Source organism: Paenibacillus sp. GCM10028914 (genome assembly GCF_042666275.1).
Taxonomy (GTDB): domain Bacteria; phylum Bacillota; class Bacilli; order Paenibacillales; family Paenibacillaceae; genus Paenibacillus_AQ.
On record NZ_JBHTFO010000006.1, the window covers coordinates 183,344 to 203,819 of the forward strand.

Genomic DNA, 20,476 nt, shown 5'->3' on the forward strand with positions numbered 1-20,476 from the left:
AGGAAAATAAATCCAATTCTATTTTTGGAGGAATGCATATCTTGACTAATTTTACAATTCGCCCATTTCGCAAGGAGGATTATCCGGCAGTCGCTTCGCTGCTCAACCTCATCTGGTCGATGCCCATAACGGCTGAGCAGCTGCAGGCTGATGAGGAGAGCATTCCGCCGGGGCAACTGCATTATAATGAGGATGGCCAACTGATGGGGTGGGACCGTCCAAAGTGGGTGGCAGAGAACGAGCAGGGGGAGGTCATTGGATATACGATCATATGGCGCGCGCCCTGGAGTGAGCCGGGCAATCTGTATCTCACTCTGATCGTTCGTCCGGAGGAACGCAGATACGGAGTCGGCAGGGCCTTGTACGATGAAGTACGGTCATGGGCTCAAGAGGTAAAGGCTACTCTTCTTGTTAGCTCCCTGAAGGAGGATGATGAGACTTCACTCCGTTTTGCGCAGCGGCGGGGTTACGACAAGGAGCGGCACACCTTCGAATCTGTGCTGAATCTTCCTTCTTTTTCTAATGAAGATTTATTCCAGTGTATCGGTATGGCCGAGCAGTCAGGCATTCGGTTTGTCACGCTGGCGGATGAGCCCGGCGAGGAGAATGAACGGAAGCTTTATGAGTTGTACCGCATAACCCACCAGGATATCCCGGGATATAGCGAGGACTTCCCTTGGTTTGAGGAGTGGCGGAAGTGGAATCTGGATTTAGCTGGCATTCGGCCTGATTACATACATATCGCCAAAGAAGGCGAACGCTACATTGGGGTAGTGACGCTACAGCAGAACGAACAAAGCGATGCGATCTACCACCATTATACTGGCGTCCTGCCGGAATATCGGGGGAAGAGGATCGGACTTGCGTTAAAACTTCTAGGTATACAATCTGCGCGTGCCGCCGGGGCTAATTCTCTGAGGACTCATAACGATTCGATGAACGCTCCTATGCTTCACATCAACCGTGATTTGCTAGGGTTTATCGCGGTTCCAGGAGATTACAAAATGGTATGCACGGTTTGAAGCGCATATTCACGTACTCCTAGCTTGAGACTGTAACTGTTCAATAACAACAAAAAGCTGCCTTATGGCAGCTTTTTTATGATTAAATTCCGTTTTCCCCTTTTTGAATCCATTCGCCGAACTGCTTCATGGCTTTCTCGCTGTGCACGTATTTATACGTTTTGCCGTCCTCATAATGAAAAATAGCAGCACTATCTTCGTCGCCTTCAATTTCGGACGAGATCGATAGGATACGTTCAACGTCGAGCAGCTTGAAATTGCCCTGGTCGTCTTCCGCCGGTATGGCTTGTTGTTTTGATTCTTCTTCCATATTCATGATGTAGCCTCCACATTCCGTTTTGTCTTATTGTACCCGATCGGAGAACGATTTGCATTTGTGAGATGATGAAAGGAAGAGACCTCCACCCAGAATGCTTTTATTTTCTTTTCCTATAATCGCTTGGGGTAGTACCCGTACTATTCTTAAATATACGATAAAAATACGAACTACTCGTAAAACCTGTTTTTTCAGCGATATCAACAATGGTGTATTCAGAAGTCTTCAGCAGCTCTTTGGCTTTATTCAACCTTATATCGCTAATTACATCAGATAGTCCATTTGTAGTTAATTGTTTATATAACCGGCTCAAATAAATCGGAGACATCGATATTTCATCAGCAATTGAATTCAAGCAAAGGTTAGAATCACTATAGTCTCGCTCAATAATCTGATGTACTTTTTTAATGAGATCCTCTTGTTTTGTACTTCGTTTTTCCTCGAGTTTTTGACTAATCTCTTCAAATATCTTGAAATACGGAATGTTGATTTCTTCCATGGTTTCAACATGATTGGGGAGTAAGAATGTTGTATCGAATTCGGGTATTGTTAAAATCGCATTGTTCTTTTTCAACGCTCGCAATACGTTATTAACGGTAAGTGCTAAATTGGATATGACAAGCTGAACAACGGTAAAAGAATATTCCGATATTTCTTCAACGATCTCAAGATAAAAGCTTCGGGCTTTATCCACATTTCCTGACATTAAGGATTCAATGAACTGTTTTTCTTTGTGAACGGGAAATATATATTCTTTGGATTTTAATTTCATAATATCGGCCGAAAAAATGATGCTGCCATGTCCTTTGAATAATCGGTGGTAAGAAGCTTCAAGAACTTGCTTGTAAACTGAAATGCATTGATCGATGGATTCCTCCACAGGGCTAAATGTAAAGGAGACGGATAACTTTAAATGTTTGGTAATTGACACTTGCATAAGCTGTGCCATTTCAATCAACGAATCCCGTTCCAAGTTATAAAGCGGATCATGGATGCCCAGTATAAGAATAAGACTATCATCCCCAATATCAGTGGCTTCGATTTGAAAGTTCGGCGAGGCAATTTCCGTGCAAACGTTCATTATTCCGTATTTGAGCAATTTAATATCATCCTTGTATTTCTCGAGAACAGAGGGGTACTGATCAATCCTTAATAGAATAATCAGTGATTTACTATTTACCTTTAGTCCTGAATTGAAGTATTGCAATTTTTGTTGTAACACCTCAACGTTATTCGATTCTCTACCCAAAATCGTATTTCTTAGAAAATCTTGCTTGAGAATATGTTGATGATTACGTCTTTCTGTTTCCAAGGTTTTGAACTTACGTATGACTTTATCAATTGGGCGATATACACGATGAGATAAGGTTAACGAAATCAACAAGCCTAAGAGAAGAATGGCAAGACAGATATAGAGTACCTGATACCTCATATCCTTTATTTCATGATTAATAATGCTATAAGGGGTAATGCGAACGTATCTCCAACCTAATGGATCGGGAGAAGTGTACGTTATTAATGATTTAACTTCGTCCACTTTGTCTACAAAATATGTTGAGTGTGAAGGGTCCTGAATAATTTTCTGTATATAGGTTTTATCAGATATATCCGTTAGCATTGTTTGCCTGTCATTACTGGAGTACAGTATTCCATCCTGACTAATGATAAATGTGTTAGTCTCCGATTTTTCTTTCTCCGATTGATCTATTCGCTCGCCTAACCAAGATGCCGAGATATTGACAACGACCGCTGTATTTAAATCGGTATTATCATCAACGATGCTATAACACAAGTAAGTGTAGCTTGATACTGAAGTGGTCTCAACAATCGAACCGATGTTATAGGTTCTGGGAATAGGTTGGAAGGGACGATGTTCTTTGAAATTCTTAAAAAGTTCTAGAATTCCCTTATCATCAAGTTCGGACTTCGGTTGAACTCCATTCCGTGCATTATTGGAACTAATATAGAACTGATTGGATTTTGCATTATATACATAAATGGATTCAATGAATGGTAAAGATGCGCGATAGTTATCAAGTTGTTGCTGTGCAAAAATGGTGTCATAGATATTCAAGTTCGTATAATACAACAATTTGGCTACCGCAGGGTCAGTGTAAATCTGGGAGGACAGTGAAGTAACCGTTTCTGTCATATTAGATAGTTCTGTTTTAATTTGATTCAGACTATCTGAATCGGAACGATATACTTGTTTAAGTGCAATGCTTTCGAAGCTCATGTAAAGAATCGTTGAAGTTATCAAAAGTGTAATAATAACACATGCGATTGAGCCGAGCAGTATTCGTATATATACTTTTTTGTGCTCATTTGACCATTGTTTCAACATTTTTGAAACCCCTTTCATTGTTGCTTGAGTATACCTGTCAATGATGTTCTTTTCAATTGAAATCGTGCTCAAACAATCTAGAATGGGGTGAAATGTAGAGAAGTTTCACGAAAGTACATAAAGTACACACGTGAAAAGTACAGAATTCACAGTATTATGCGACAAGGTTCAGTATGTAATCGAAACCATTTGAACTATGATTTGGATGTAAAGATTTACAACGATTTTTAGGGGGGAGGTGGAGAGACATGTTTAAGAAAAAAGGTTTTTTATATGAACTAAATAAAAACAAAATCATGTTTTTGATGATTGCACCGACACTGCTTTTTTTCTTAATAAATTCTTATTTTCCAATGGTCGGTATCTATTATGCATTCACAAATTATGATTTTGCAGGAGGTTTATTGGGAAGTCCGTTTGTAGGATTAGACAATTTTAAATTTTTAACTCAGTCAGGAATTCTGTTGAAGTTGACACTTAATACGCTAGGATACAACGTGGTATTTATCATATTAGGAAACGTGGTATCTATAGGGGCAGCAATCTTATTAAGTGAAGTCCGAAGTAAGTTATTTAAAAAATTATCACAATCCATTATGTTTCTACCCTACTTTGTTTCTTTTGTTCTGATTAGTGTTTTAGCGTTTAACATGTTTAATGCCGATTCCGGTTTTGTTAATCAGTTACTAAAATCGTTCGGATTCGATCCAGTAGACATATACAATACACCATGGCTCTGGCCAATTCTGATTACATTATTTTATATATGGAAAAACCTCGGTTATTCGATGGTCATTTATCTTGCATCCATCATGGGAATCAGCGATGAGTACTACGAAGCTGCCAAAATGGATGGTGCAAATATTTTTCAGAGAATCTGGCATATTACCGTACCTATGCTGAAGTCAACATTTATCATTCTGCTCTTATTTGCACTTGGAAGCATTATGAAAGGTCAATTCGATCTGTTCTATCAGCTTGTCGGTAACAACGGAGTGCTCTTCAACGTTACGGATATTATCGATACTTACGTTTATCGATCTTTAAAAGTTAATTTTGATATTGGGATGGCAACGGCTGCTGGTTTGTATCAGTCTATCTTCGGATTTGCAATGATTATGACAGTGAATTATATCATCAGGAAAATTAATGATGAATACGCATTGTTCTAAAATAGGGGGGAGGATCACATTGGATGATAACATTCTAAGTTCTAGAGTTTTTCGCATGATGGCTTACCTGATCATTACGATTTTTTCTTTGCTCTGTCTTTTTCCTTTCCTTCTGATCATTTCAGGCTCATTGACAGCCAATGAATCCATTATTCGTGACGGCTTTCATCTGATCCCTAAAGTATTCTCGCTGGAAGGTTATGAAATGGTGTTTATCTTTCCAACACAGCTAATCAAGGCTTATGGTGTTACGATTTTTGTAACTGTGGTTGGAACACTATTGGGATTGTTTCTTATTACGATGGCTGGTTATGTTCTGCAGAGAAAAGATTTCAAGTATCGCAATCAATTGTCCTTCTTCATTTATTTCACAACGCTGTTTGGAGGAGGACTTGTGCCTTGGTACATCATGCTGACCACATACTTTGGGCTGGCTGATACCTATGCCGTACTGATATTACCTGGTCTTATGACACCTTTTCTCATTATTTTAATGAAAAACTTTATCAAGTCTGCGATTCCGGAAGAATTATTCGAATCAGCCAAAATCGATGGCGCGAACGACTTTACGATCTACTTCAGTGTCGTGCTGAAGCTTGCTATGCCTGGGATAGCTACTGTCGGTCTGTTCCTTGCTCTGACGTACTGGAACGACTGGTTCATGTCATCCTTGTTCATTAATGATACTAGCATGTATCAGCTTCAATACTACTTGTATAACACGATCAATACCATGATGTTCGTTTCTCAAATGGCCTCTGGAACCGGGGTATCTCTAGGGCGTGAAATTCCGACAGAATCAACCAAGATGGCGATGGCGATCGTCGTTACAGGACCTATTATTTTCTTGTATCCGTTCGTGCAGCGATATTTTGTGAAGGGATTAACGATTGGTGCGGTGAAGGGTTAGTACCGAAAGCAAACGTAAGAAACTCGTAGGCGATCGGCTGACATATAGCAATTAAAAGGGAGGATTAACATGAAAAATAGGAAAAAGATTATCGCATCTGTCTTAACTTTGTTATTCTTACTCTCAATGGTTATGACTGGATGCGGTAACACGGCGAAGGAAACGGTGTCAACTCCACAAGCAACAGAAACAAACAAACCTGAAGATACACCATCTCCTGCACCGGAGGAGCCAGTCGGCATCGACACATCCAAGAGAGTAGAGCTTCAGTTCTATATGCTTGGCGATGCACCAAAGGATTTAAAGATCATTCAGGATGAAATTAACAAAATGGCTTTAGAAGATTTGAATGCAACCGTCAAATTCAACTATACAACCTGGACAGACTGGGAACAGAAGTACAAACTTCTGTTGTCATCAGGGCAGCCGATTGACCTGATCTTTACGGCAGAATGGACGGATTACCAGTCATATGCGAAGAAAGGGGCTTTCCTTCCGCTAGATGAACTTTTACCGAAGGCTGCACCTAAACTTCAAGAATTTGTACCTCAGGATTTTTGGGAAGCGGTCAAGGTTAATAAGAAAATTTACACAGTTCCAGCGATCTGGAAAGAGTACGTGAATGATGGTATTGCCTATCGGGAAGATTTGCGTAAAAAGTATAATTTGCCAAAGCCGGAATCACTCGAAACGCTAGAGCAGTATTTGGATGGCATACGCAAGAATGAACCGGATATGCTGCCTCTGGCGGATACTGAGGTTAGTCATACAGATTCCATCCTACAAATGAAAACTAAAATTGTGAATACCAACGATAACGTTCCATATGGACTTAACATCATGTATGACACCCCAAGAGACGTAATCTCCTATTGGGGCTCTCCAGAACATTTGGAAAATTTGAAAATGTTCCGGAGATGGCAAGAAAAAGGATTCTTTATGAAGAATATGCTGAACATTAAAGATAGTGCTCATGATATATTTGCCGCCGGTAAAGCCGCAGCCATTTTAGGAGGAGAAAATCCAAACCGCTTTGGTGATGCTGTTGTCAAAGTGAAAACACTGCACCCGGATTGGGAGCTAGGCTATTCCCCATATCCAAATATGAAAGGGTTCTCTTCACCTGTTCATCCGATTCATAATGGCTTTGCAATTCCACGCAGCAGCAAAAATCCAGAAAGAGCGCTTGCTTTCTATGAGAAAATGGTCACCGATAAAAAATACAATTGGCTGACGCAATACGGTATCGAAGGCAAAAATTTTGAGATTGAGGATGGTAAATATTATAAAATGCTAGGTGATGTCCAATCAAACGGCTTCTCAAGAGAAGCCATGAATGGATGGGCATGGAGAAATCCGGAGTTCATGTTGTTTGATAAGAGCTTTCAAGCTGTGCTAGATATGTTTGACGAATTAGATAAGATAGCCAAACCGAATATATTCCAAGGCTTCGGAGAGGATTGGACGTCTTATCAAGCAGAGAAGGCTGCCCTTCTACAAGTTGAAAAGCAATACTTATATCCTTTGAATGTTGGTTTGGTTGAAGATGTTGAAGGAGGCTTGAAGTTATTTATGGAAAAGGCCAAACAAGCTGGTCTCGATAAAATTCAAGCGGAATACACGAAGCAATGGTTGCAGTATTTGGATGATTCGAACATTAAATAGAATAGTCTAAAGTTACGTAGAGGGAACAACAGAACGAAACTAACGTTCTGTTGTTCTCTTGTTATAAGGGGGATCATATTTATGAAGGTTCATTTTCATGGAACGGCTGCATTCGAAGGAATTCCCTCGTTATTCTGTCATTGCGAGACTTGCAAGAAAGCTAAAGTGCTTGGCGGGAAAAATATTCGTACACGGACCTCGATCTTGATTGATGAGGTGCTTAAGATCGATTTTCCGGCGGACACCTTTTATCACTCGATTCGTGATTCTGTAGATATGGATAAGGTTCGTGATTTATTATTTACACATTCACACTCGGATCATATGTATCCTGAAGATTTACTGATCCGTGCCTCTGGTTATGCGAAGTTTATTGAAGAGGAAGAACTCCATCTGTATGGTCATGACTTGCCTATTAAGCACTGCAGTCAATTGCTTGCCACGGAATCACATCGCTTTCAATTCCACAACGTGAAACCCTTTGAAACCATACAAACGCAAACAGCTACGATTACTCCATTACTTGCTAACCATGATCCTAAAGAAACTTGTTTATTGTACTTCATAGAGAAGGACGGCAAAACTATTTTCTTTGGACACGATAGCGGCTGGTTTCCTGAACAGACTTGGGATTGGTTGAAAGGGAAGAAACTAGATCTTGCTATTCTGGAATGCACGACGGGAAATGCTGAACAATGCGACGGTCATATGAATGTCAAGGATACACTAAACACACGGGATTGGTTAGTTGAGAATAATGTTATGAATGCAGGAGGGGGAATTGTGGTAACTCATTTCTCTCATAATGCTCATCTGTTGCATGAAGATTTGATGGCAATTTTTGAACCGAATGGAATTATGGTGGCCTATGATGGGATGCAACTAGACATATAAGCTCAGGCATATTCATGAAAACGATTTGCATTAGATCTCCGCCATTGTCACATAGCTTGAAATAATCACTAATATTGTTCGATTCATTGTGGAAAGATAGGTGAGGTGAAAATAAAATAATTGGAGTTAGGTGCGTAACGAATAATGCAAACTTCAGAATTAAAAGGAAAAGATAAATCGGATAAGTTATCTTCACCAAGAGTCATTCTACTCGGTTTTGCCATTACCATTTTGATCGGAACCGTGTTATTGGCGTTACCTGTATCTTCAACAACGGGTATGAGTGTAGGTATAATGGATGCTTTCTTCACGTCTACTTCTGCCGTATGTGTGACGGGGTTGATTGTAGTTGATACAGCCTCAGCTTTTACAACCTTTGGTGAAATCATCATCATGATACTGATTCAAGTTGGCGGTCTTGGATTTATGACATTTGGTGTTATTGTAGCGTTACTTTTGGGTAGGAAAATAGGATTAAAGGAACGTTTGCTGATCCAGCAATCTACAAATGCTTTTAAAACACAGGGCGTTGTACGGTTATCTTTAAGCATTTTCCTTATTGCTTTTATAGTTGAAGTCATAAGTGCTTTAATACTTGCACTCCGTTGGAAGGGGGATTATGGATTTTTAAGAGCATTTTATTACGGTTCGTTTCATTCCATATCATCCTTTAATAATGCAGGTTTTGCACTATGGCCGGATAGCTTGATGCGACATGTAGGTGATCCCATTGTTAATATCGTTATCACGTTTCTGTTTATAGCTGGTGGCCTTGGTTTTACAGTCATTTTAGACATCTTTCAAAATAGAAATTGGAACGGATTATCGTTGCATTCCAAAATAGTTATAACTGTAACTGCTGTACTTCTTGTGCTAGGTCCCATCGTCATCTTCTTTATCGAATTTCCAAATCCAAAAACGTTTGGTGATCTCACATTAAGTGAAAAGATCTGGGCTAGTTATTTTCAAGGAGTGGTACCAAGAACAGCTGGTTTTAATACACTTGATATTGCATCAATGATGACAGCATCTCAGTTCTTTATCATTTTTCTTATGTTTATTGGTGCCTCTTCAGGTTCAACAGGAGGTGGAATTAAGACGAGTACCTTTGCACTATTGATTCTTTCTGTTTTCTCTACTGTTCGTGGTAGAGGAGACGTTCAGGCTTTTAATCGAAGAATATCCACTGAACTTGTATTAAGATCACTTGCAGTGATTATTATTTCATTAATACTTGTTCTAGTTGTTACGTTTTTGCTGGTCATTACTGAAAGCGATCCGTCTCATTCTTATGATTTCATGACCATTTTGTTTGAAGCCACTTCGGCATTTGGCACGGTCGGTCTATCGATGGGGTTAACTTTTGATCTTTCACCCATTGGGAAGATTATTATTATAATCATGATGTTTGTGGGAAGACTCGGACCCTTAACCCTCGCATACGCTTTAGCAAAGAGAAACTTGAAACAACCATATCGTTATCCTGAGGAAAAAATCTTGATTGGATAAACTAGAACAATTAAGCCGAATTGAATCCTTAGAGTAAGAAAATTCGGCTTTTTGCTCTGGTTCTTCCATTACCCCTCCAAATTCTCTTCCATCTGCTTCAAAATCCTCCGCATCAGCATTAATTCCTCAGACGGAATGCCACGAAACATCGACAGTTCATGTTCTTTCCAGATTTCTTCTACAGGTCCTTGTAGCTGTTGTCCCTTATTTGTGAGATAGACATTGGAAATGCGTTGGTCTGATTCATCTTGCTTGCGATAGACGATGTGATCTTGTTCTAACCTTCTTAGCATATTGCTTATGGTTGACGCTTCAACCCCCATCTTATTCCTTAATTGCGATTGAGGAATGCCGTCCTGTTCCCACAAATGGAATAATGCTAGCTCTTGTCCGATATGAAGCCCTAATTCCCGAAGCTGCTGGGCGTATTTTTTCCGTGTTTGAATAGCGATGTTTTGTAATAGGATGCGAATCTCACTTTCAACCATAGTTACTCCTCCATAGTAAGTTAGCATACTAACTTTTAAATAAGATGTATTATTGCTATAGTATACTATTTTAACTGTGAATTGACTTTATTTTTACATTATTATTTAATTAGCTTACTAACTAATTTTCTAGTCATCATTTCCAAATTCAATAGTGAAGTTAGCATTTAACAACGGGAGGAAAATATCTATGAATATATTTAATCTACATAACGGTACTAAAGATGAATCTGCTGTAATCGTCGGTGCCTCGCTTTCTGGACTCATGACAGGTATTGCTCTTGCGCGTGAAGGATTACATGTAACGATTGTCGACAAAGTTGGAGAGGAAGGGCGTACGGGAGCTGGTCTTCGTGTTGACGGCGGGGAATTCGATGATTCGAAAACAGCGAAATACTTACGAAACTTAGTTTCGGGAGGGAAGAGTTCTATACAGCTGTGGTCTTCCATAGAGTCTCGTTTGCGTAAAGAAGCTATGAGTGATCCCAGAATTGAATTGAGATATAACACCCGAGTTCAAACGGTAGAGCAGGACAATGCTGCTGCTTGGATTGTCACAGACACAGGGGAGACAATTCGAGGTGATATTCTGATTGGTGCGGACGGTCATTACAGTATGGTGAGGCGTCATGTTGCACCGCATAAACCAAACGCTATATTTGCCGGGTATATGGTATGGATTTCTTCGATGAGTGAGGAGGACTTGCCCGAGAAATACCGTCCACGTTACAACCACCCGCCTGTCACGATGCTAGATAGCAGCAATGGCTTTTTATTTGGTTCTGTTATTGATAGAGAAGATGGTTCATCCGATTCAGGAGGTCGGCGGATTGGATGTACTTGGTACGATAATTCCCGGAATGATCTGCTGCGCCGCTTAGGATGTATAGAAGGAGATGTAGTGGTTCATTCACTTAGCGGCCCAGATATTCCAGAGCAGACTCTCACCGAACTAGCTGGACAAGCTACTGTGAAATGGCCTGAGCCTTGGTCATCCGTCATGCGTCATGCTGTTCGAACTCGTAATATTATTGGCATACCCATTAAAGAATACGTTCCTGACAATCTTGTTAGAGGGCGGATCGGCTTGGTTGGAGATGCTGCACATGTGCCTGCGCCCGTCACTGCCAGTGGTTTTAATGAATCGCTGCAGGATGCTGCCGTATTAGGTACATGTGTTTCAAAAGGTATAGATGACAATAAGGCGATTAAAGCTTTACAAAAATACGAATCTCTCCGATTAAATAGAGTACGCCAAATGGTGCAATCTGGACAGTTTTTCAGTCAGACTTTTAGGGATTAGAAGAATTATAGAGTATGAGGTTCTACGTCTCTAATGATTGAATTTAAGAAACGATGTAACTTTTTGGTATATTTTGCGTCAAAATAATAATGAGAGGAGGATAAGAATAAATCTTAAAACTTTTAGATAACGCAACGAGGTGAAACATGAAGAAGATTTCTTTTTTTGTATTGTTAATGTTTACAATGCTCCTTATTATTAATCCGAATGATAGTTATGCTAGTTCTTCAGGAAATACGAGCATCATCTTAAATGGTAATAAGCTTGATACGACAAGTGTTGCAGATGTAGAAAATATGAATGGCACGATCATGATTCCCATACGAGTGGTTACTGAAAACCTGAAATATAAAGTTACATGGAATCAAGAAGAAAAAACGGTTGAAATCGTGAATCAGGATAAAACGATTTTGTTAACCATAGGGAGTAAAAATGCAATAGTAGATGGGGAAACATACAAGTTGAGTATAGCTCCTCAAATAAGTAAGTCTACTGCATTAGTTCCCTTACGGTTTGTAGGCGATCAAACGGGTCTTAAAGTAAGTTGGGATAATCATAGTAAAACCGTATCTTTGATAACCAAGGAACAAGATAATAGCAATACCGACAATAATACAAATAACAACGGTGATACAAATAGCAACAATAATAATACAGATAGCAGCAATGATAATGGTTCTATAAGTAATATTAGTTTTGCTAATAATCAACTCACGGTAATGCAAACAAAGAATGTTCAACCGAATATTTCAACTTTATCTAATCCCAATCGGATTGTAGTAGATATACCTAATATGGTACTGGATGAATCAATTACTACGGGCCTCGCTATGGAAAAACTTGATATCACGGGACAAGCTAATGTAACCGAAATTAGATATTCTCAGTTCTCCACAAATCCTAATACCGTTCGTATTGTTATTGAATCCACGAATAAGTTGAATTACAGCCTAGACTTATCCGATTCAAGCATGATCAAGATGAATTTTTCTGTGAGCGAATCTAATAATACGAATAATGGCACATCTTCCAAAAAGCTAATTATCATCGATGCTGGTCACGGTGGATCTGATCCGGGTGCGGTGAGTGTAAATAATAGATTTGAAAAGAATTTTACACTTCCTGTCGCATTAAAAGTTAGAGACCTGCTGAAAAAGCAGGCAAATATTGAGGTTGTTATGACTCGTGATGCTGATGTGTATCCTACACTTAAAGATAGAAGTGATTTAGCAAATAAATTAAATGCGGACGTCTTTATTTCGATACACGGTAATAAAGCTGTAGGCGCACCTGCAGCTAATGGTACAGAAACTTATTACTATAAAAGTGCAAAAGGGAAAGAACTCGCGAGTAACATTCATAAAAATCTTATAAAAGCTTTAGGTTTAAAAGATCGTGGTGTTAAAGAAGCGAATTATCATGTGCTAAGGGAAACAAAAATGCCAGCTGCTCTACTAGAAATTGGTTTCTTATCAAATTATTCAGATGAGAAATTGATGTTTACAGATTCTTTTCAAGATAAAGCAGCCCAAGCTATAGTCAAAGGAATACTCGAATTTTTAAATTAAATAAAAGGTACAGCTCTTAAATACCCGGTAAGATAGGACCGGGTATTTTTAATTAAGCGAACAAAACTTGATTGCTTGTAAAAAATCTTTCATATCCCCACTGGTAACCCAATTTCCTTTCATCGTAACACCTTTGTGAAAGCTAAACGAAGAGTGAATGATATCAATATGACTAATGTCAGTATACTGGTGAATTATGATTTCTTTATGGGCAAAAGGGTATTTGGTAAGCCAAATTAATCGAGAGTCTGTTGCAATTAGAGTTCCAAATACAAAACAAATTCCTACACCCTCATCCAATTCAAAAGTTCCAGTTACCCGTGATTTTATTCGTTCTCCTGGTAAAAGCAATGAATCCGTCAGGTTATTCATATTATCCATCTCCTTGACCGAAAAGTATTTTTCTAACTCCCTTATTAGAGTTGTAATTTATGAAATCATTTTCAGGTCAAGAGAAAAAAATAATCTTTTTATAACTTTGAAACGGTCTTCCTAACAACCATCTCAAATGGGACACAAATTTTTTGTTGTTTACCATGAAGAAATAAATCAAATGCTGTTTCCCCAATTTCTTTTAAATGCTGGTCAATGGTAGTAAGTTCTAAAGCCTCTGAGAATGGTTGATTATCAAATCCAATAATGGATAATTCGTCAGGCACATGGATTCCTTCTACTTTAGCTTGTAACAATACACCCGCAGCCACCCCGTCCCCAGTCACCAGTAACGCAGTCGGTCGTTCTTTTAATCGAATAAGCTCTTTGACAATCCGCTTGCCATCTTCTATATCAAGACAATCCGAGAAAATAAATGATTCATTTATAGGCAGATTGTTTTTAGTGAGTACATCATGATAAGCGGAAAATCTCGTTTTACTGCTGGTACTATCAATTCTGGCTACAGAGTATCCGATGGATTTATGACCTTTTTCAATCAAAAAATTCAAAGCAGAAGAAAAAGCATCATAATGATCGGTATACGCACATGATATTTCTTCTGTTAATTCGCACGCAACGAGTGAACCATACTCAGCAAACGGTAAGATGACTTCCCATTTATTCGCACGAGAACAGATTATTATTCCATCAACCTGCTTCTTTTTCAGCATTTCTAAATATTTCAGTTCTTCAATTTGACTATAATTCGTTGGGCAGATAACAACAGCAATCTTATTAGAAGCTGCCGCTTGAATAATTCCTCCGACAATGGATTGAAAAAAAGGATGATCAGCGTAGGGAAGAATTACCCCTAACATAAATGTCTTCCCTTTAACAAGATGTATGGCATTCACATTTTGTTGATAATTTAATTCTTCGATGACTTGTAATACTTTTTTTCGCTTTTCATCTTTTACATATGGATGGTTATTCAACACCCTTGAAACCGTTGTAATTGATACGCCAGCTAATTTCGCAATATCTTTTATATTTGACATCTACATACCTCAAATGTATTTGATATTAGAATTATAATATAAAAATACAAAAGCTCAGAATTAAACAAAAAACATACCTTATAGCACGAACCGCTAATATAAATTAAAATAGATCTATTACACCTTAGACAACACAGAAGAAGTGGTGAACGACATGGGATAACTGTAAAAGATATGCTTCAATTGCCTTCATTTCGAGGTGCAAAGGTACTGACTGGAAAGAATAATCTGCAACGTACCGTTTCCTCTGTATCCGTCTTAGAGGTTTCAAACGCGGAGTACTCTTCTCGAATTGTTCATTCGATTCAGGAAGAGTGGTATTCGGAAGAGATTGTTATCAGTTCTTTTTTCTCTATTAAAGACAGTGTAAAGAAACAGTGCGAAACGATAGAGTACTTACACGGACTTGGAGAAGTGGGATTGATTCTTTACTATGTTGGAATTATCATTCCGGAAGTGGCCGAAGAGGTGCTGCAATTAGCAGAGTCCAAGAATTTCATCATCATTTGTATGCCGGAAAACGATTATTCACTTCGTTACAACGAGGTGATCTATGAAGTGATGGAAGCGATTGTTCTGAACAACCAGACGATTAATGATAATTTTGTTAATGAAGCGTTAGAGAAAGTATCGCTGTTGCCAGAGCATTCACGAAGCGTGGAAATTACACTGAAGATTCTGTCTGACCGGCTGAAAGCGAACATTATCCTGACGAATACTCACATGGAGATTGTAAATCAGGTGATGTGGCCCCGCAATTCATCATTGGACGTGGTTTCTCTTATTGAGCAATATGCTCCCTATTTGATGAATGGAACGAAGGAACAAGCAGAGTCTACTTCTGATTGCTATGTGGAATACAAGAGTATTCATCAAAAAAATGGGGAAGTGCTGTATCTATTTTTGATTAAAGAGAACTCGAAATTACCTGCGAAGACCATTGATAAAACCAGTGAAGTTGTCCAGGTGGCGATCAATTTGTGGGGAGATAAGCATAACGAGGTCAGCGAATATGCCTTGGTAAAAGCGATCATAAATGATGAAAGCGAGAAAATGCGAAGGCTGGCTCATCTTCTTCATATTGATGTTTCTTCCATTCAAATGATGTGGTTAGTATATATACACGATTTGTCGCAAGAGAAGCAAATCCGCGAAGAGCTGGAAGAGCATTTGTTCAAGTATTACAAAACATCGGTCATTCAAACCATCGACCATTGCATCATAGCCCTCATGGGGAATTGCTCTTATAAGTACAACGAGTATGAAATTGCTGCAGAGTATATCGATACGACGAATTTCTCCTCGCAGATATCCGAAATGGTCTATGCTCCTAGAATGAGAAGTACACAAGATGTACGGCGTATGTACCGGCTTGTGAACAGTGTGGGGCGCAAAGTTCATCTGATTTATGAGCATCGTAAATTATTTACGACAGCTGAAATCCGTTCAATGAAGCAAGCTATTGATTTGAGTGTAAAGGGAGAAGAAGCTCTTGAAGAATGGATGGCTGTCATTGATCCGATATTAAACGATCCCGATTCACTCAAGACACTGTCGACCTTTTTGCTTGATGCAAAAGGGAATTTCGATGACTGTGGGAAAATGCTATTTGTTCATAAAAATACAGTGAAATATCGAATTAAAAAGATCAGCGAATTAATTGGCTACGATGTAACAGTCAACTCGGAATTTTACGATGTGTACATCGCCTGTATGATTTATCGCCTGATCCATAGCTAGTTTAATCCGTAACTTTTGTCGTAAAGACAAAAATTGCGGATTTTTTTTTGGTTTTAGAAAAAGACGTAGTCCCATGATTCCCTCTATACTAAGTGAAATTTACTTTTCGAGGAGGAGAAATGACATGAGAAAGGACGGAGAACACCAATCTTGGTTCACTCTCGGGATGGTATGGGCCGGGGCGGTAATTAGTATACCAGGTCTGCTGGTTGGGAATACGCTGATATCTGGGATGAGCTTATCCAAGACATTATGGATCGCGTTTTTGGGATATGCCATTATTGTAGCCCTTATGATCCTTCAGGGTATTCAGAGTACGGATCTAGGTAAATCCACCGTTCAAGTCGCAGCCCAAGTATTTGGCAAAAAAGGCTCGCGCACAATTTTATCCATTATTCTCGCCATTGCTTGCCTCGGTTGGTTCGGGATTCAGGCTAATGTATGCGGGGCTGCTCTGGCAAATCTGCTGGCGGAGTATGGAATGGACATCCCAGTGCCTCTTGCTTCATTGATTAGCGGTTTGGTCATGGTGGTCTCAGCGATGTACGGTATTAAAGTGCTTCGGGTACTTAGTTATATAGCAGTGCCTTTACTGATCGTGGTATGCATATATGGTTTAGTCCAAGCGTTCACGATGGATTCGATTCAAAACATTTGGAGTTACCAGCCTGAGAAGCAGATGAAGTTTATGGATGGATTAGCAGTAACCATAGGGTCATTTGCCTTAGGAGCCGTTATTGCAGGAGACTATTCGCAGTTTTCGAGAAAGCGTTCCGATGTGCTTAAAGCGGCATTAATCGGAATTGTTCCTTCTGGCGTACTGATGATTAGTGTGGGTGCTATTCTATCTTTTGCTTACCAGACTAGTGATATTGCGGCTGTCTTTATCAATATTACAACACCTTTTATTGGGGGGACGGTATTGATTCTGGCTACATGGAAAACGAATATGGTTAACGCCATCTCAGGTGGTTTTGCTCTTACTAATGTTCTTCATATTTCTAAAGAGAAAGAGAAGTGGGCAGTAGGTGTTGCTGGACTGATCGGGACTGTACTTGCCGTGATCGGTATCTTGAATTACTTCACGCCAGTGATGTCGATCTTGTCAGCTATGGTTCCACCGGTAGCAGGGGTTATGATTGCATCCTATTGGATTATGAACAAAGGTGATAAGAACAGCTGGAAGGAAACAGAGGGTATTAATCGTCTCGGGGTATTGTCTTGGCTGATCGGCTCCATTATCGCATGTATGCCGGTTGTTTTGTCCTTTTTCCCAAGCTTGCCTCAAGTATCGAACCAGCCGCTGCTGGGTATCATCATTTCATTTGTCATTTATGTTGTCTGCTACCGAATAACAGCTAATAAGACTGTCTTAATGGAGGGAAATCAATGAGATATATAGATAAACAATCGATTGAACATATTGCCGTAGGGGCTGCATTTTTAGGCACAGGTGGAGGGGGAGATCCTTACATCGGTAAACTTATGGCTCTTTCGGCCATTGACAAATACGGACCTGTAAGACTTTACTCTGTGGATGAAATCGAAGATGAAGGCTTCTTCATTCCTGCTGCGATGATGGGTGCGCCTTCGGTATTAGTCGAGAAATTTCCAAAAGGTGACGAGTTTGTTAAGGTGTTTCAGATGCTGGCTAAGTATTTGGGAAGAGAAAAGATTACCGGCACGTTTCCGATGGAAGCAGGCGGAGTCAACTCGATGATCCCGATCGTTGTTGCAGCACAGCTGAATTTGCCGCTTATTGATTGTGATGGCATGGGGAGAGCATTTCCTGAACTTCAGATGGTGACGTTTAACCTCGATGGCATTTCGGCTACGCCGATTGCAATCACGGATGAGAAGGGGAACATCGGTATTTTTGAGACGATCGACAATAAATGGACTGAACGGTTGGCCCGTACAGCAACGGTGGAGATGGGAGCTAGCGCTCTAGTAAGTCTGTATCCAACGACAGGAGCTCAAATTAAGAACAGCGGTGTCCACAACATCGTGACTCTATCTGAGCAGATCGGAGAGATCATTTCTTCTAAAAATAGAGATGCGAAAGACAAGCTTGAGCAGCTGTTAAATCTGACATCCGGTTATGAGCTTTTCCAAGGGAAAATAACAGATGTCATCCGGGAAACCAAGGGCGGCTTCAATTTTGGGAAGATGAACTTGGAAGGCATTGAAATGAATAAAGAGGAGCAGATGAAAGTTTATTTCCAGAATGAGAATCTGATTGCCGAGAAGAATGATCAGGTTATAGCCATGACGCCGGATTTAATCTGTCTGGTCGATTATGAAACCTTGCTGCCTGTGACAACAGAGAGCTTGAAGTATGGCAAACGAGTACGCGTCATGGGGCTCCCAGCGCATCCCAAGTGGAGAACCACAATGGGAATTGAAACGGTAGGACCAAGATATTTCGGGTATGATTACGATTATGTTCCGATCGAGGAACTGGTAAGTAAGGCGGTGGCTAAACATGTATAGAATCGGAATCGATGTAGGCGGCACGAATACAGATGCGATTATTTTGGATGAACATAGCCAGTTGGTTCATAGCGTCAAATCTCCAACGACACTGGATATTAAGACGGGGATTGAGACGTCGCTGCGGAAAGTATTGAAAGAAGCGAATATCGATAAGACGAAAATCACACATGCAATGCTCGGCACAACACAGTGCACGAATGCGATCGTAGAGCGGAAGAAATTAGCTAGAGTCGGTGTGATCCGCTTGGGATACCCCGCTACTGCGTCTGTACCCCCATATACGGCTTGGCCGAAAGATATGGTGGATAAACTATCAGGTAACTATGCTCTCGTTCATGGTGGATATGAATATGATGGTCAATTGCTAGGGGAGATCGACGAGCGAGAAATAATGGATCTGCTGGTCGACTGGCGAGATAAGGTAGAATCTATTGCGATCATCGGTGTTTTCTCATCCATTAAGAATGATCAAGAGCTTAAGGTTCGGGACTTAATCTGGGAATCATACGGGGAGACATATCCGGTATCTTGTTCTTCCTTGATCGGGTCTGTAGGCTTGATTGAACGTGAAAATGCAACAATATTGAATGCGGCTTTATGCAAAGTCATCGAGACGACAACGACAGGTTTTGCATATGCGTTAGAGGAAGAAGGGATTCAAGACGTAGAAGTGTATTTGTGTCAAAATGACGGTACGCTTATGTCTATTGAGTATGCCAAGCAGTTCCCGATTCTTACAATTGCCTGCGGGCCGACGAATAGCATACGGGGAGCTTCCTATTTAGCGAATATTAAAGATACGATGGTAATTGATGTCGGTGGTACCACATCGGATATCGGTGTTTTGCAGGATGGATTTCCAAGGGAATCCTCTGTAGCAGTCGAAGTAGGAGATATTCGTACCAACTTTAGGATGCCAGATATTATCTCCATAGGACTTGGTGGAGGAAGCATTGTACGCGTAGAGAATGACAAGATTACAGTTGGCCCGGATAGTGTAGGCTATAAGATCGGTGAAGAGGCGCTCGTCTTTGGCGGAAGTACTCTGACTACAACGGATATTGCGGTCCGTCTCGGATTAGCTGATATGGGTGATAAGAGCTTGGTAAGCCATATTGATGAAGGATTTGCCAAACGAGTTCAATCTGTTATTTCTTCGCTTATAACCAACGCGATTGATAAGATGAAGACTTCATCCGAAGATGTACAGATCGTACTCGTAGGCGGGGGTAGCGTCATTATTCCAGATGAGATTCCCGGGGTTGCCGAGATTGTGAAAGTAGAGAATGGTGGAGTCGCGAATGCGATCGGTGCATCGATCTCTCAAATTAGCGGACAGTACGAACAGATTTATATTTATTCCCGGGAGCCAAGGGAGCAGTCGCTGAAAGATGCGGAGGAAAAAGCGGTGAAACAGGCAGTCATGGCAGGAGCTGATCCTGTTACGGTTAAATTGGTTGAGGTTGAGGAGACGCCGCTTGCCTACCATCCGGAAAATGCGACAAGATTAAGAGTCAAAGTTGTAGGTAAGATGAGTGATTACCCGTTAAGTGATTGATGCGAAGTGGTAACAAACAAAAGGGCCTGCCAGAAAGTCAGTGAGAACTGACGATCTG

At 40.2% G+C, this 20,476-nt stretch carries 17 protein-coding genes; 12 read left to right on the forward strand and 5 right to left on the reverse strand.

The genetic code is table 11. The features are described 5' to 3' along the window. The first annotated feature begins 41 nt into the window (after positions 1-41). Positions 42-1,022 carry a GNAT family N-acetyltransferase gene (locus ACFQV5_RS05525; RefSeq protein WP_379244440.1) on the forward strand — a complete coding sequence of 327 codons (981 nt, stop codon included), beginning with the start codon at positions 42-44 and terminating at the stop codon, positions 1,020-1,022. Positions 1,023-1,104: 82 nt separating this feature from the next. On the opposite strand, the gene ACFQV5_RS05530 is transcribed toward ACFQV5_RS05525, so the two are convergent. Both ACFQV5_RS05530 and ACFQV5_RS05535 read right to left on the reverse strand, forming a co-directional pair. After that, positions 1,105-1,338: a hypothetical protein gene (locus ACFQV5_RS05530; protein WP_379244442.1), complete on the reverse strand. Its 234-nt coding sequence runs from the start codon at positions 1,336-1,338 to the stop codon at positions 1,105-1,107. Between the two features lie 100 nt (positions 1,339-1,438). Next, the gene (locus ACFQV5_RS05535) at positions 1,439-3,682 is read right to left on the reverse strand and encodes an AraC family transcriptional regulator (protein ID WP_379244444.1); all 2,244 of its coding nucleotides are present in this window, start codon (positions 3,680-3,682) and stop codon (positions 1,439-1,441) included. 248 nt (positions 3,683-3,930) lie between these two features. Here ACFQV5_RS05535 and ACFQV5_RS05540 point away from each other — a divergent pair, with 248 nt between their 5' ends. From ACFQV5_RS05540 to ACFQV5_RS05560, 5 genes are all read left to right on the forward strand, one after another. Then, positions 3,931-4,854 carry an ABC transporter permease gene (locus tag ACFQV5_RS05540; RefSeq protein WP_379244446.1) on the forward strand — a complete coding sequence of 308 codons (924 nt, stop codon included), beginning with the start codon at positions 3,931-3,933 and terminating at the stop codon, positions 4,852-4,854. 55 nt (positions 4,855-4,909) lie between these two features. Continuing rightward, complete coding sequence (locus tag ACFQV5_RS05545; RefSeq protein WP_379244525.1) at positions 4,910-5,764, forward strand: carbohydrate ABC transporter permease; 855 nt, start codon at positions 4,910-4,912, stop codon at positions 5,762-5,764. A gap of 69 nt (positions 5,765-5,833) precedes the next feature. Further along, positions 5,834-7,429: an extracellular solute-binding protein gene (locus ACFQV5_RS05550; protein WP_379244448.1), complete on the forward strand. Its 1,596-nt coding sequence runs from the start codon at positions 5,834-5,836 to the stop codon at positions 7,427-7,429. 81 nt (positions 7,430-7,510) lie between these two features. Then, the gene (locus ACFQV5_RS05555; RefSeq protein ID WP_379244450.1) at positions 7,511-8,323 is read left to right on the forward strand and encodes an MBL fold metallo-hydrolase; all 813 of its coding nucleotides are present in this window, start codon (positions 7,511-7,513) and stop codon (positions 8,321-8,323) included. 144 nt (positions 8,324-8,467) lie between these two features. Continuing rightward, on the forward strand, positions 8,468-9,832 hold the full coding sequence (locus ACFQV5_RS05560) for a TrkH family potassium uptake protein (protein WP_379244452.1): 1,365 nt from the start codon (positions 8,468-8,470) through the stop codon (positions 9,830-9,832). Positions 9,833-9,900: 68 nt separating this feature from the next. On the opposite strand, the gene ACFQV5_RS05565 is transcribed toward ACFQV5_RS05560, so the two are convergent. Then, the gene (locus ACFQV5_RS05565; RefSeq protein WP_379244454.1) at positions 9,901-10,320 is read right to left on the reverse strand and encodes a MarR family winged helix-turn-helix transcriptional regulator; all 420 of its coding nucleotides are present in this window, start codon (positions 10,318-10,320) and stop codon (positions 9,901-9,903) included. A gap of 190 nt (positions 10,321-10,510) precedes the next feature. On the opposite strand from ACFQV5_RS05565, the gene ACFQV5_RS05570 reads away from it, so the two are divergent. Both ACFQV5_RS05570 and ACFQV5_RS05575 read left to right on the forward strand, forming a co-directional pair. After that, positions 10,511-11,623, forward strand: a complete 1,113-nt coding sequence (locus tag ACFQV5_RS05570) for an FAD-dependent oxidoreductase (RefSeq protein ID WP_379244456.1) — start codon at positions 10,511-10,513, stop codon at positions 11,621-11,623. A gap of 146 nt (positions 11,624-11,769) precedes the next feature. Beyond that, positions 11,770-13,191 (forward strand): N-acetylmuramoyl-L-alanine amidase family protein, encoded by a 1,422-nt coding sequence (locus ACFQV5_RS05575; RefSeq protein WP_379244458.1) that lies wholly within the window; start codon positions 11,770-11,772, stop codon positions 13,189-13,191. A gap of 48 nt (positions 13,192-13,239) precedes the next feature. On the opposite strand, the gene ACFQV5_RS05580 is transcribed toward ACFQV5_RS05575, so the two are convergent. Continuing rightward, positions 13,240-13,563, reverse strand: coding sequence for a PH domain-containing protein (locus ACFQV5_RS05580; RefSeq protein ID WP_379244460.1), 324 nt, complete (start codon positions 13,561-13,563; stop codon positions 13,240-13,242). Positions 13,564-13,661: 98 nt separating this feature from the next. After that, positions 13,662-14,624: a LacI family DNA-binding transcriptional regulator gene (locus ACFQV5_RS05585; protein ID WP_379244462.1), complete on the reverse strand. Its 963-nt coding sequence runs from the start codon at positions 14,622-14,624 to the stop codon at positions 13,662-13,664. A 174-nt stretch (positions 14,625-14,798) separates the two neighbouring features. On the opposite strand from ACFQV5_RS05585, the gene ACFQV5_RS05590 reads away from it, so the two are divergent. The 4 genes from ACFQV5_RS05590 to ACFQV5_RS05605 all read left to right on the forward strand — a co-directional run bounded on the left by ACFQV5_RS05590 (position 14,799) and on the right by ACFQV5_RS05605 (position 20,418). Beyond that, positions 14,799-16,364: a PucR family transcriptional regulator gene (locus ACFQV5_RS05590; protein ID WP_379244464.1), complete on the forward strand. Its 1,566-nt coding sequence runs from the start codon at positions 14,799-14,801 to the stop codon at positions 16,362-16,364. 124 nt (positions 16,365-16,488) lie between these two features. Next, a complete protein-coding gene (locus tag ACFQV5_RS05595) occupies positions 16,489-17,757 on the forward strand; it encodes a cytosine permease (RefSeq protein WP_379244466.1) in 1,269 nt (422 codons plus the stop codon). Further along, entirely contained in the window at positions 17,754-18,857 is a 1,104-nt protein-coding gene (locus ACFQV5_RS05600; RefSeq protein ID WP_379244468.1) for an S-methyl thiohydantoin desulfurase family protein, read from the forward strand. Before ACFQV5_RS05595 ends, ACFQV5_RS05600 begins: the two co-directional genes overlap by 4 nt. Then, the gene (locus ACFQV5_RS05605) at positions 18,850-20,418 is read left to right on the forward strand and encodes a hydantoinase/oxoprolinase N-terminal domain-containing protein (RefSeq protein ID WP_379244470.1); all 1,569 of its coding nucleotides are present in this window, start codon (positions 18,850-18,852) and stop codon (positions 20,416-20,418) included. The genes ACFQV5_RS05600 and ACFQV5_RS05605 overlap by 8 nt, the downstream gene beginning before the upstream one ends. Positions 20,419-20,476: the final 58 nt, after the last annotated feature.